Below are 14,165 nucleotides of genomic sequence, written 5' to 3'. Positions count from 1 at the left end.
CGTCGCAGCAGCGATCACGTCAGGACATCCCCAGCTCGCGGTCGATGAAGTCGAAGACCTCGTCCGGCGTCGCGTCCTGGAGCTTCTCGGCGACGGTGTCGCCGTCCGCCGGCGCGTCGGCCTCGTTGAGTGAGGCCAGCAGCGCCCGCAGCCGCTCGGTGATCCGAATTCGGGCGCTGCGGTCCGGCGCCGAGCCGGAGAGCGCCGCTTCCAACCTGTCCAGCTCACCGAAGACCGGTGCGACCCCGACCACCCCGCCGTCGACGATCGCGGCCCGCACGTACTCGGCCAGACCGGCGGCGGTCGGGTAGTCGAACACCACCGTGGCGGGCAGCCGGACGCCGGTCGCCGCGGTGAGCCGGTTGCGCAGTTCCACGGCGGTCAGCGAGTCGAACCCGAGTTCGCGGAACGCCCGGTCCGGCTCCACGGCGTCCATCGAGGCGTGCCCGAGCACCGCGGCGGCCTGCCCGCGTACCAGTTCCAGCAGGCTCTTGCGTCGTTCGGCGTCGGTCTGCCCGGCGAGCAGGGCGGCCAGGGACTCCGCGGAGACGCCGGTGTCCTCGGCCCGCTCGGCGACGGCCCGGCGCGCCTCGGCGACGCCCGCGATGAGCGGGCTGGGCCGCACGGCGACGAACCCGGGCACGTAGCGGGCCCAGTCGATGCCGGCCACCATCGTCGCCGGCTCGCCCCGCGCGACGCACTGCGCGAGCGCCGTGAGCGCGGGCGCGGTGTCGAGGCGGGCCACGCCGGTGCGCCGGCGGCGCTCCTCGACGGCCTGGTCGGTGGCGGCCATCCCGCCGGCCGTCCAGGGGCCCCAGGCGACCGAGGTGGCCGGCAGGCCCTGGCGGTGCCGTTGCTCGGCGAGGGCGTCGAGGTAGGCGTTGGCGGCGGCGTAGCTGCCCTGACCGGCGGCGCCGAGCTGGCCGGCCATCGCGGAGAACAGCACGAACGCGCGCAGTTCCCGCCCGACGGTCAGCTCGTGCAGGTGCAGGGCGCCGAGCACCTTGGGTCGCAGGACGGTGGCGAGGCGGTCGGCGGTGAGCCCGTCGAGCACCCCGTCCTCGAGGACGCCGGCCGCGTGCACGACGCTGGTCAGCGGCGCGTCGGCGGGTACCTCGTCGAGCAGCTTGGCCAGCGCCGCCCGGTCGGCGACGTCGCAGGCCGCGACGGTCACCCGGGTGCCCGCCCCGGTCAGCTCGCGGACCAGCTCGGCTGCGCCGGGGGCGTCCGCGCCGCGGCGGCTGACGAGCATCAGGTGCTCGGCGCCCCGGGCGGCCAGCCAGCGGGCCACCTCCGCGCCGAGCGCGCCGGTGCCGCCGGTGACCAGCGTCGTGCCCGGGTAGCCGGCCTCGTCGGTGGGCGCCTCGCCGCCGGGCGCCCGCACCAGCCGGCGTACGAGGATGGTGGCGCCGTCGATCGCGAGCTGGTCCTCGCCGTCGAGGCCGGCGAGGGCGGCGCAGAGCAGGTCCCAGCCGTGGTCGTCCAGGGTGGCCGGTACGTCGACCAGGCCGCCCCACCGCTCGGGGTGCTCCAGGGCCACGACCCGGCCGAGGCCCCAGAGCAGCGACTGCTCCGGCCGGCCGGGCGTACCGCCCCGGGTGGTGCCGGCGGCGCCCCGGGTGACGCACCACAGCGGCGCGGCGACGTCGAGGTCCCCGAGCGCCTGGATCAGCGCCAGCGAGCGGGCGAGGAAGGGCGGCACCGGCTGGGTGTCGTCGACCGCGCCGTCGGCGAGGGCGAGCAGCGACAGCACCCCGTCCACCGGGGCCGGTTCGCCGTCGGCGGTGCGGGCGGCGCCGGTCAGGCGCGCGGCGAGGGCGGCCCGGTCGGTCAGGTTCTCCGGTACCAGCACCAGTCGGACGTCGGCGCCCCGGCGGGTCAGCTCGGCGACGGCGGCCTCGCCCTCCTCCGGGTGCCGCTCGTCGGCGACGACCCACCAGGCGCCGGGGAGGAAGCTGACGGGCGTGCCGGTGTACGGCTGCCAGACGCTGCGGTACCGCAGGTCGTCGAGGCTGGACCGGTTGCGCTGCTGCCGCCGCCAGGAGGCGAGTACGGGCAGGGCCGCGCCCAGCCGTTCCAGCGATTCCGTGGCGTCCTGCTCGGTGAGTTCCGCGAGCGCGGCCAGGTCCTCGCGTTCGACGGCCGCCCAGAACGCCGAGTCGACGCCGCTCGGGGTCTCCTCGGTGTCGCCCTGACCGGTCGCCGTGGTGGGCCAGAAGCGGCTGCGGTCGAAGGCGTACGTGGGCAGCGCCACGATGTCGGTCTCGGCGAGGACCGTCGTCAGGTCGACGGGCAGGCCGATCGCGTGGGCGGTGGCGAGGTTGGTCAGCAGCCGCGTCGCGTCGTCGTCGCCCCTGCGCAGGCTGCCCAGGGTGTGCCCGGCCGCGCCGGCGTCGTCCAGGATCGCCGTCACCGGCATCGTCAACACCGGATGCGGGGAGATCTCCACGAACGTCGTGTGACCCGCCTCGACGGCCACCCGCACGGCGGCGTCGAACTGCACGGTCTGCCGCAGGTTGTCGTACCAGTAGTCCGCCGTCATCGACGCCGGGTCGACCCAGTCTCCGGTGAGCGTGGAGACGAGTCGGACGTGGCCCTGTCGCGAAGTCACGTCGGCCAGATCGGCGCGCAACTGCTCGGCGACCTCCTGCACGGCCGCCGAGTGCGACGCGTAGTCCACCGGGATCAACCGGGCGCGCACCCCGTCGGCCTGACACGACTCCACCAGGTCCGCGACCGGCTGCGGCGGGCCGGAGACCACGACGGTGGACGGGCCGTTGACGGCCGCGACACCCACGCCGGGGAACTCCCCGAGCCGCTCAGCCACGGCGTCGGCCGACAGGTCCACCGACGCCATCGTCCCCGTGCCCCGCAGCACCGTCAGCGCCCGCGACCGCAGCGCCACGGCCTTCGCCGCGTCCTCCAGGGACAGAATCCCGGCCACGCACGCCGCACCGATCTCGCCCTGCGAGTGACCGACCACCGCAGCCGGAACCACACCCGCGTGCTGCCACACGGCGGCGAGGGCCATACCCACGGCCCACAGCACCGGCTGCACGACCTCGACCCGGTCGAGCCACGACTCGTCGTCACCCGTCAACACCGACACCAGGTCGACATCGAGGTACGGGGCAAGGGCCCGCTGACACTCCGCCAACCTGGCGTCGAACACCGGCGTACGACCCACCAGACCCGCCGCCATCCGCGCCGACTGCGCACCCTGACCCGGGAACACGAACACCGCGCCGGTCCCGGAGGCCGTACCCGTGACGAGGTTCCCCGCCGGCGCGCCGGCGGACAGGGCGTCGAGCCCCGCCACCAGCTCGGCCACGGTGGCCCCGACGACGGCGGCCCGCTGGTCGAACGTCGACCGCGTGGCCGCCAGGGACCAGCCCACCGCCGCCGCGTCGATGTCGGCGTGCGCCCGGACGTGCTGGGCCAGGCGGGCGGCCTGACCAGCCAGCGCGCCCTTCGACCGCCCCGACACCGTCCAGACGACGACGTCGGAGGCCACGAGCCCCGGGCTGTGGCCCTCAGTGGCCTCGGGTTCCGCGCTCTCGGCGGGCCGGTCCTCGGGCAGTTCGATGATGACGTGGGCGTTCGTGCCGGAGATGCCGAACGAGGACACCGCCGACCGGCGCGCCCGGTCCACGGCCGGCCACGGCCGCGACTCCGTCGCCAGCTCCACCGCGCCGGAGGTCCAGTCGATGTGCGGCGACGGCTCGTCCACGTGCAGCGTCGCCGGGACCACGCCCTCGCGCATCGCCAGCACCATCTTGATCACGCCGGCGACGCCGGCGGCGGCCTGGGTGTGGCCGATGTTCGACTTCACCGAGCCGAGCAGCAGCGGCTCGTCGCGCTCCTGCCCGTACGTGGCCAGCAGGGCCTGCGCCTCGATCGGGTCACCCAGCGTCGTGCCGGTGCCGTGCGCCTCCACCACGTCCACGTCGGCCGTGGAGAGCCGCGCCGAGGCCAGGGCCTGCCTAATCACCCGCTGCTGCGACGGGCCGTTCGGCGCCGTCAACCCGTTGGAGGCACCGTCCTGGTTGACCGCGCTGCCCCGCACGATCGCCAGCACCTCGTGGCCGTTGCGCCGCGCGTCCGACAACCGCTCCACGAGCAGCATGCCCACGCCCTCGCCCCAGCCCGTGCCGTCCGCACCCGCCGCGAACGCCTTGCACCGGCCGTCGGCCGCCAGGCCCCGCTGCCGGGAGAACTCCACGAACAGCCCGGGCGTCGCCATCACGGTCACGCCGCCGGCGAGGGCGAGGTCGCACTCGCCGCGCCGCAGGGACTGCACCGCCAGGTGCAACGCCACCAACGACGACGAACACGCCGTGTCCACCGACACCGCCGGCCCCTCCAACCCCAACGCGTACGCCACCCGACCCGACACCACACTCGCGGCGTTGCCCGTGCCCGCGAAGCCCTCCACCTCGTCCCCCGCCACCATCAGCAGGGCCCCATAGTCCTGACCATTCGTGCCCACGAACACCCCTGTTCGCGAACCCCGAAGGACCCCAGGCTCAACCCCTGCCCGCTCGACCGCCTCCCACGAAACCTCCAGCAGCAACCGCTGCTGCGGATCCATGGCCAACGCCTCGCGGGGGGAAATCCCGAAGAAACCGGCATCAAACTCCGCCGCCTCGTAGAGGAAGGCGCCGCTGCGGACGTAGGAGGTGCCGGTGGAATAGGGGTCGGGGTCGTAGAGGCGCTCGACGTCCCAACCCCGATCGCCGGGGAGGTCGGACACGGCGTCGCGGCCGGCGTGCAGCATCTGCCAGAACCGCTCGGGGTCGTTGGCCCCGCCGGGGAAGCGGCAGGACATGGCGACGATGGCCACCGGCTCGTCGTCGCCGAGCGCCACCGGGGCGGTCTCGACGGCCACGGCGGCCTCGCCGCCCAGTTCCTCGTGCAGGTGCCGGGCGAGCGCGGTCGGCGACGGGTAGTCGAAGACCAGGGTCACGGGCAGCCGCAGCGAGGTGGCGGTGGCGAGCCGGTTGCGCAACTCCACCGCGGTCACCGAGTCGAAGCCGAGGTCGCGGAACGCGTGGTGCGGGTCGACGGCCTGGCCGTCGGCGTACTTCAGGACGGTGGCGGCCTGGTCGCGGACCAGGTCGAGCAGCGCCTGCTGACGCTCGGCGGCGCTCATCCGGGTGAACGCGCCGGACGGGCCGGCCTCGTCGGTCTCCTTCGTCTCGGCGAGGCCCTTGGTGGCCTGCAACCGCTGCGCCTCGGGGATCTCCGAGATCAGCGGGCCGGGTCGGGTGGCGGTGAACGCGACGAAGAACCGGTCCCAGGCGATGTTGGAGATGGTCAGGAACGTCTCGTCGTGCTCGACGGCCTGGTGCAGGGCCGCGACGGCGAGGCGCGGGGGCATCTCGGGTGCGCCGTGGCGGTGCAGCATCCGGCCGAACTCGCCGTCGGCCATGCCGCCGCCGCCCCAGGCGCCCCAGCCGATGGAGGTGGCGGGCAGGCCGAGGGCCCGCCGGTGCTCGGCGAGGGCGTTGAGGAACGCGTTGCCGGGGGCGTAGTTGCCCACGCCGGAGCTGCCGACGGTGCCGGCCATCGAGGAGAACAGGATGAACGCGTCGAGGTTCAGCTCGCGGGTCAGCTCGTGCAGGTTCAGCGCGGCGGTGACCTTCGCGCTGAGCGCGTAGTCGACCTGCTCCAGGGTCAGCGAGTTGATCACCGAGTCGTCGAGGACGGCGGCGGTGTGCACGACGGTGGTCAGCGGGTGCTCGGGCGGCAGGTCGGCCAGGACGGCGGCGAGCGCCGAGCGGTCGGCGGCGTCGCAGGCCGCGACGGTCACCCGGGCGCCCAGTGCGACCAGCTCGGCCTCGAGGTCGGCGATGCCGTCGGCCTGCCGGCCGCGCCGGCTGACCAGCACCAGGTGGGCGGCGCCGTTGGCGGCGAGCCAGCGGGCCATGTGTCCGCCGAGCGCGCCGGTGCCGCCGGTGACCAGGGCGGTGCCGGAGGGCCGCCAGGTGCGCGGGGCGGGGGTGTCGCCGAGCGGGGCGTGCAGCAGTCGCCGGCCGAAGGCGCCGGCCCACCGCAGCGCGACCTGGTCCTCCCCGTCGGCGCCGGCGAGGACGCGGACCAGCCGGCGGCCGGCCGCGTCGTCGAGCTCGTCGGGGAGGTCCACGAGGCCACCCCAGCGGTCGGGGTGCTCGAGGGCGGCGACCCGGCCGAAGCCCCAGGTGAGCTGCTGGAGCGGGTGCGGCAGCGGATCGGCCGGGCCGGTGGCGACGGCACCCCGGGTGAGGCACCACAGCGGGGCGCGGACGCCGGCGTCGCCGAGCGCCTGCACGAGGGTGACCGTGCCGGCGAAGCCGACCGGCACCGACGGGTGCGCCGGGGCGGGCGTCTCGTCGAGCGGCAGCAGCGACAGGATCCCGGCGGGGCGGGAGCCGCCGTCGGCCAGGTCGCGCAGCCGGGCGGCGAGTGCCGCGCGGTCCGTGCGGTCGGCGTCCAGCGCCAGCGGTACGACGGTGCCGCCGTGCCGCCGCACCGCCTCGGCGCAGAAGGCGGCCTCGGCCGCGCCGGTGTCGTCGGGACCGGTGAGCAGCCACCAGGTGCCGGTGACGACGGGCTCGCCGGCGGCGTCGGGGGCGACGGGCGTCCAACTGTCCCGGTACCGCCAGGAGTCGACGGTGGCCTGGTCGCGGTGTCGGCGGCGCCAGGCGGCGAGGACGGGCAGCACGTCGGCGAACGCCGTCTCCGGGATGGGCCGCGACTCGGTCGTGGCGGCGAGTTCGGCGGTGAGGGCGTTCAGATCCTCCGCCTCGACGGCCGCCCAGAACCGGGCGTCGACCTCGTCGTCGGCCACGGGCGCGGTGCCGCTGCCGGCGGCCGGGGCGGGCGCGGTGGACGGCTGCGGCCAGTACAGCTGCCGCTGGAACGGGTACGTGGGCAGGTCGAGGCGGCGTCCGGCGAGGCCGGTGAAGGCGGGCCGCCAGTCCACCGGCGTACCACCGGTCCAGACCTCGGCCAGGGCGCGCAGGAAGCGGCCGAGGCCACCCTCGCCCCGGCGGAGGCTGCCGGTGACGGTGACCGCGTCCGGTTCGGCGGCGGCCAGCTCGACGCTCTCCTGCACGGCCATGGTCAGCACGGGGTGCGCGCTGACCTCGACGAAGGTCTGGTAGCCGGCCGCGACGAGGCTGCGCACCGCCTCGTCGAAGCGGACGGTCTGCCGCAGGTTGCGGTACCAGTAGTCGGCGTCGAGGGCGGCGGTGTCGAGCCAGTCGCCCTCCACGGTGGAGCGGAACCGGACCTCGCCGGTGCGGGGCCGCAGCCCGGCGAGCAGTTCCAGGAGCTGCCCGCGCAGTTGCTCGACGTGGGCGGAGTGGGAGGCGTAGTCCACGGGGACGCGGCGTACCCGCACCTCGTGGGACTCGTAGTGGGCGACCAGCTCGTCGAGGGCGGCGCTGTCGCCGGAGACCACGACGGAGGTGGGTCCGTTGACGGCGGCCAGGGCGACCCGGCCGGCCCAGCGGGTGATCGTGCCGTTGGCCTCGTCGGCGGTGGTGGCGACCGAGACCATGCCGCCGTCCCCGGCGATGCCGGCGATGATCCGGCTGCGCAGCGCCACCACGGCCGCCGCGTCGTCCAGGGTGAGGCCGCCAGCCACGTACGCGGCGGCGATCTCGCCCTGGGAGTGGCCGACGACGGCGGAGGGGCGCACCCCGTACGACTCCCAGAGCGCGGCGAGCGAGACGCTGACCGCGAACAGGGTGGGCTGCACGACGTCGACCCGCTCCAACGACGGGGCGTCCGGCGCGCCGCGCACCACGTCGGTGGGCGACCAGTCGACGTACGGGCGCAGCGCCTCGGCGCAGGCGGCGAACTTCTCGGCGAAGACCGGTGCGGTGTCGAGCAGTTCGGCGGCCATCCCGACCCACTGGGAGCCCTGGCCCGGGAAGACGAAGGCGACCTCGCCCGGGGTGCCGGGGACGCGGGTGACGGTCTGCGGGCTGGGCCGGCCGGCGGCGAGCGCGTCGAGGGACGCGGTCAGTTCGGCGCGGTCGGTGGCGAAGACGACGGCCCGGTGGTCGTGGGCGGCGCGGGTGGCGGCCAGCGACCAGCCGACGGCGGCGAGGTTGTCGTCGTCGACGGTGTCGAGGTGGTCGAGCAGGTCCCGGGTGCGGGCGGTGAGGGCGTCGACGGTGCGCCCGGAGAGCACCCAGGGCAGCTCCCCGGTCGGCCCGCCGGCCACCGGCTCGGGCTCGTCGGCGGGGGCCTGTTCGAGGATGGTGTGCACGTTGGTGCCGCTGATGCCGAACGAGGAGACGGCGGCGCGGCGTACGCCGTCGGCCGGCTCCCAGGGGCGGGCGGAGGTGAGCAGCTCGACGCTGCCGGCGCTCCAGTCGACGTGCGGGGTGGGCTCGTCCACGTGCAGGGTGGGCGGCAGCACCCCGTGCCGCATGGCCAGGACCATCTTCATCACCCCGGCGACGCCGGCGGCGGCCTGGGTGTGCCCGATGTTCGACTTGATCGAGCCGAGCCAGAGCGGCCGGTCGGCGGGGCGGTCCTGCCCGTACGTGGCGATGAGCGCCTGCGCCTCGATGGGGTCGCCGAGGGTGGTGCCGGTGCCGTGCGCCTCGACGGCGTCCACCTGGTCGGCGGTGAGTCCGGCGTTGGCGAGGGCCTGGCGGATCACCCGCTGCTGGGCGGGGCCGTTGGGGGCGGTGAGGCCGTTGGAGGCGCCGTCCTGGTTGACGGCGCTGCCGCGCAGCACGGCCAGGATCGGGTTGCCGTCGCGGCGGGCGTCGGAGAGGCGCTGGAGCACCAGCAGGCCGACGCCCTCACCCCAGCCGGTGCCGTCGGCGGCCCCGGCGAACGGCTTGCACCGGCCGTCGGCGGCGAGGCCGCGCTGGCGGGAGAAGCCGACGAAGATGCCGGGGGTGGCCATCACGGTGGCGCCGCCGGCCAGGGCGAGGTCGCACTCGCCCGTCTGGAGGGCCTGCGCGGCCAGGTGCATCGCGACCAGCGACGACGAGCAGGCGGTGTCGACGGTGACCGCCGGGCCGTGCAGCCCGAAGGTGTACGCCAGCCGGCCGGAGATGACGCTGGCGGAGGTGCCGGTGGCGAGGTAGTTCTCGTCGACGTCCCCGGCGGCCATCAGCAGCGAGCCGTAGTCCTGGCCGTTGGTGCCGACGTACACGCCGGTGCGGCTGCCGCGCAGCGCGGTCGGGTCGATCCGGGCCCGCTCGAACGCCTCCCAGGTGGCCTCCAGCAGCAGCCGCTGCTGCGGGTCCATGGCGAGGGCCTCGCGGGGGCTGATGCCGAAGAAGGCCGGGTCGAACTCGCCGGCTCCGGCGACGAAGCCGCCCTCCCGGACGTAGCTGGTGCCGAGGTGCTCGGGGTCGGGGTGGTACAGCTCGGCGAGGTTCCAGCCGCGCTCGCCGGGCATCAGGCTCATCGCGTCGGTGCCGGTGGCGACGAGGTCCCAGAGCTGCTCGGGCGAGGTGACGCCGCCGGGGAAACGGCAGCTCATCGCGACGATGGCGATCGGCTCGCGGTCGCGGCCGGTGCCGTCGGCGACCACCTCGCCGGTGGTGTGCCCGGCGGTGAGGCCGTGCAGGTGGGCGGCGAGTTCGGCGACCGTGGGGTGGTCGAACACCAGCGTGGCGGGCAGGGTCATGCCGGTCTCGGCGGTGAGCCGGTTGCGCAGCTCGACGGCGGTGAGCGAGTCGAAGCCGAGGTCGCGGAAGGTGCGCTCGGGCAGCGGCTGGCCGGCCGGATAGCCGAGCACGACGGCGGCCTGGGTACGCACGAGGTCGGCGAGCTGCGGCAGGGACCGGCCGACCACCACGGCGCGGGCGGGGCCGGTCGGCACGGCGGGCACCCCGGGCAGGGCGGCGATCAGAGGCGTCGGGCGGCCCCAGGAGGCGGCGAGGCGTCCCCAGTCGACGTCGGCGACGGTGACCGCCGGCTCGGCGGTGTTGACCAGCCGGCCGAGGGCGGTGACGGCCTCGGCGGCGGGGAGCGCGTCGACGCCGCCCCGGGCGAGTCGGGCGGTCAGCGCGGCGGCCATGCCGTCCTCGGCCCAGGCGCCCCAGGCGATGGCGGTGCCGGGCAGGCCCTGGTCGCGTCGCCAGGCGGCGAACGCGTCGAGGTAGGCGTTGGCCGCCGCGTAGTTGCCCTGTCCGGCGCTGCCGATGACCCCGGCGAGGGAGGAGAAGAGCACGAACGCGTCGAGGTCGCGGTGGGCGGTGGCCTCGTGCAGCACCTGGGCGGCGCGGACCTTGCCGTCGAGGACGGTCTGCATCCGGCCCAGGTCGAGCCCGTCGAGGACGCCGTCGTCGACCACGCCGGCGGTGTGCACGACGGCGGTCAGCTCCGGCAGGTCCGCCACGAGGGCGTCGACGGCCGCCCGGTCGGTGACGTCGCAGGCCACCACCCGTACGGCGCCCAGCTCGTCGACCAGCTCGGCCGCGCCCGGCGCCGCCGGGCCCCGCCGCGAGGCCAGCACCACCTCGGCCGCCCCGTTGGCCAGGAGCCAACGGGCCACGTGCCGGCCCAGGGCACCCGTACCACCGGTCACCAGCACCGTCCCGGCGGGCCGCCAACCCGCGCCCGCGGGCGGCGCGGCCGGCACCAGCCGCCGGCCGAAGACGCCCTGCGGGCGGATCGCCACCTGGTCGTGGCCGGCGTCGGCGAGGACGGCGAGCAGCGCGTCGGCGGCGGTGCGGTCGGCGCGGGCGGGCAGGTCGACCAGGCCGCCCCAGCGGTCGGGCTGTTCGAGGGCGACGACCCGGCCCAGGCCCCAGGCCAGGGCGGACCAGGGGTCGGCGAGGGTCTCGCCGGCCCCGACGCGGACGGCGCCCCGGGTGAGGCACCAGAGCCGGCCGGGCAGGCCGGCGTCGGCGAGCGCCTGGGTGAGGGTGAGCAGCAGCGCGGCGCCGGCGGAGACGGCCGGGGCGTCCGGCAGCGCCCGGTCGGTCGCGGGGAGCACGCAGAGCACTCCCGTCCAGCCCTGGTCGCCGTGGCCGCGCAGCAGCCCGGTGAGCTCGGCGCGGTCGACGCCGGGGGCGACGGTGAGGGTGTCGACGTGGGCGCCGGCGCCGGTCAGCGTGCCGGCCACCCCGGCGTCGTCGGTGTCGGCGGTGACGACCAGCCAGCGGCCGGTCAGCGCCGGCGCGGCGGCGGGGCGTACCGGCTCCCAGTCGACCCGGTACGTCCAGCCGTCCACCACGGCGTCGCGGTGCCGGGCCCGCCGCCACGACGACAGCACGGGTACGGCGGGCGCGAGGGCCTCGACGGCCGCGGGGTCGTCCTGCACGGCCAGGTGGGCGGCGACCCCGGTCAGGTCCCCGCGCTCCACGGCCGCCCAGAAGTCGCCCTCGGCGCTGTCGCCCGACGCGGCGGTCGCGGCGGTGCCGCCGAGCTCCGGCCAGTAGCGCTGGTGCTGGAACGCGTACGTGGGCAGGTCCACCCGCCGGGCGCCGGTGTCGGCGAACCACGGCTGCCAGTCGACGGCCATCCCGCGCACGTGCAGCTCGGCCAGCCCGGCCAGCAGCCCGTGGGCCTCGGGCCGGTCCCCGCGCTGCGCCGGCACGGCGAGCACGCCGTCCCCGCCCGACAGGGCGTCGCCGACCATGGCGGTCAGTACGCTGCGCGGCCCGATCTCCAGGAACGTGTCCGCCCCGGCGGCCCGCAGCGCGGCGATTCCGTCGGCGAAGCGGACGGCCTCGCGGACGTGGCGCACCCAGTAGTCGGCCGTACGGATCTCGTCGGCGTCGGCGAGCGCACCGGTCACGTTCGACACGACCGGCAGCGACGGCGCGGCGAAGGTGAGCTTGTCGAGCACCGCGCGGAACCGGGCGAGCATCGGCTCCATCAGCGGACTGTGGAACGCGTGACTCACGGTCAACCGGCGCGTGCGCACGCCCCGGTCGCGCCAGACCCGCTCCACCTCGTCGAGAGCGTCGACCGCACCGGAGACCACGACCGAGGCCGGCCCGTTGACCGCCGCGATCCCCACCTCGGCCAGCCCGTCCAGCGTGGCCAGCACGTCGGCCTCGGCCGCCGCGACGGCCAGCATCCCGCCGCCCTCCGGCAGCGCCTGCATCAGCCGCCCCCGCGCCGCCACCAGCGCACACGCGTGCTCCAGCGACAGCACCCCGGCCACGTGCGCGGCCGTCACCTCGCCGATCGAGTGGCCGGCGACCAGGTCGGGGGCGATGCCGAAGGACTCGACGAGGCGGAACAGCGCCACCTCGACGGCGAACAGACCCGCCTGCGTGAACACCGTCCGGTCCAGCAGCTCGGCGTCGGCCGAGCCCTCGGCGGCGAAGAGCACCTCGCGCAGGGAGCGCGGCAGGGCCCGGTCCAGGTACCCGCACACCTCGTCGAGGGCGGCGGCGAAGACCGGGAACTCGGCGTACAGCTCGCGGCCCATGCCGGCGCGCTGCGCGCCCTGGCCGGAGAAGAGCAGCGCGAGCTGGCCGCGCGGCGCCCCGGCGCCGGTGACGACGGTGCCGGCCGGTTCCCCGGCGGCGAGGGCGCGCAGCCCCGCGAGCAGGTCGTCGCGGCCGGTCGCGGACACCACGGCGCGGCGGTCCAGGGTGGAGCGGGAGGCGACCGACGAGAAGGCCACGTCCAGCGGGCGGAGGGTCTCGTCGGCGGCGAGGCGGGCGGCCCAGCGGCCGGCCTGCGCGGCGAGCGCGGCCTCGGAACGGGCGGAGAGCAGCACGGGGGCCACCGTGCGGGTCGCCGGCGCGGTCGGCTCCGCCTCGGCCTCCGCCTCGGCCTCGGCGAGGGCCGGTGCCTGCTCGATGATGGTGTGCGCGTTGGTGCCGGAGACGCCGAACGACGACACTGCGGCGCGGCGCGGCCGGTCCACGGCCGGCCACGGCGTCGCGGCGGTGGCGAGGGCGACCGCCCCGGCGGTCCAGTCGATGTGCGGGGACGGCTCGTCGACGTGCAGGGTGGGCGGCACGACGCCGTGCCGCATCGCCATCACCATCTTGATCACGCCGGCCACGCCGGCGGCGGCCTGGGTGTGCCCGATGTTCGACTTGACCGACCCGAGCAGCAGCGGCGCGGCCTCGTCGCGGTCCTGCCCGTACGTGGCCAGCAGCGCCTGCGCCTCGATCGGGTCGCCGAGCCGGGTGCCCGTGCCGTGGGCCTCCACCACGTCGACCTGCTCGGGCGTGAGCCGGGCGTTGCCCAGGGCCTGGCGGATGACGCGCACCTGGGAGGGGCCGTGCGGGGCGCTGAGCCCGTTGGACGCGCCGTCCTGGTTCACCGCGCTGCCCCGCACCACGGCGAGCACCGGGTACCCGTGCCGCTGCGCGTCGGAGAGCCGGGTGAGCAGCAGCATGCCGATGCCCTCGGACCACGAGGTGCCGTCCGCGCCGGCGGCGAACGCCTTGCACCGGCCGTCGGCGGCGAGGCCGCGCTGCCGGCTGAAGCCGACGAAGACCGCCGGGGTGGGCATCACCGTCACGCCGCCGGCCAGCGCCAGCTCGCAGTCGCCGTTGCGCAGGGCCTGCGCGGCCAGGTGGATGGCGACCAGCGAGGACGAGCAGGCGGTGTCGACGGTGACCGCCGGCCCCTCCAGCCCGAGGGTGTACGCGACGCGGCCGGAGATGACGCTGGTGGCGTTGCCGGTGAGCAGGTGCCCCTCGCCGTTCTCGGCCTGCGCCATCATGCCGTCGTAGCCGTGCGACGACGCCCCGACGAAGACGCCGGTGCGGCTGCCCCGTACGGCCGGCAGCGGCAGTCCGGCCCGCTCGAACGCCTCCCAGGAGGTCTCCAGCAGCAGCCGCTGCTGCGGGTCCATGGCGACGGCCTCGCGCGGCGAGATGCCGAACAGGTCGGCGTCGAAGTCGGCGGCGGAGTAGACGAAGCCGCCCTCGCGCACGTAGCTGGTGCCCGGGTGGTCCGGGTCGGGGTGGAACAGGTGCTCCAGGTCCCAGCCCCGGTCGGCGGGGAACGGCCCGATGCCGTCGCCGCCGTCGTGCACGAGCTGCCACAGCGCCTCGGGGCTGTCGACCCCGCCCGGGTAGCGGCAGCTCATCGCCACGATGGCGATGGGCTCGGAGTCCCGGGCCTCCAGCTCGCGCAGCCGCCGCCGGGTACGCCGCAGCTCCGAGGTCGTACGCTTCAGGTACTCGACGTACTTCTCGTCCTCGTTGCTCACCGTGGACCTACCTCAC

1 protein-coding gene is annotated in these 14,165 nt (G+C 76.1%); it reads right to left on the bottom strand.

Features of this window, described 5'->3' with window-relative positions; all coding sequences use genetic code 11:
- Positions 1-19: 19 nt before the first annotated feature.
- Positions 20-14,149, bottom strand: a complete 14,130-nt coding sequence (locus CLT72_RS03125) for a type I polyketide synthase (protein ID WP_101409425.1) — start codon at positions 14,147-14,149, stop codon at positions 20-22.
- Positions 14,150-14,165 lie beyond the last annotated feature (16 nt).

This window comes from Micromonospora sp. CNZ309, from assembly GCF_002846525.1.
The sequence above is the reverse complement of the archived record's forward strand: the minus strand, read 5'-3'. Positions and strand labels throughout refer to the sequence as shown.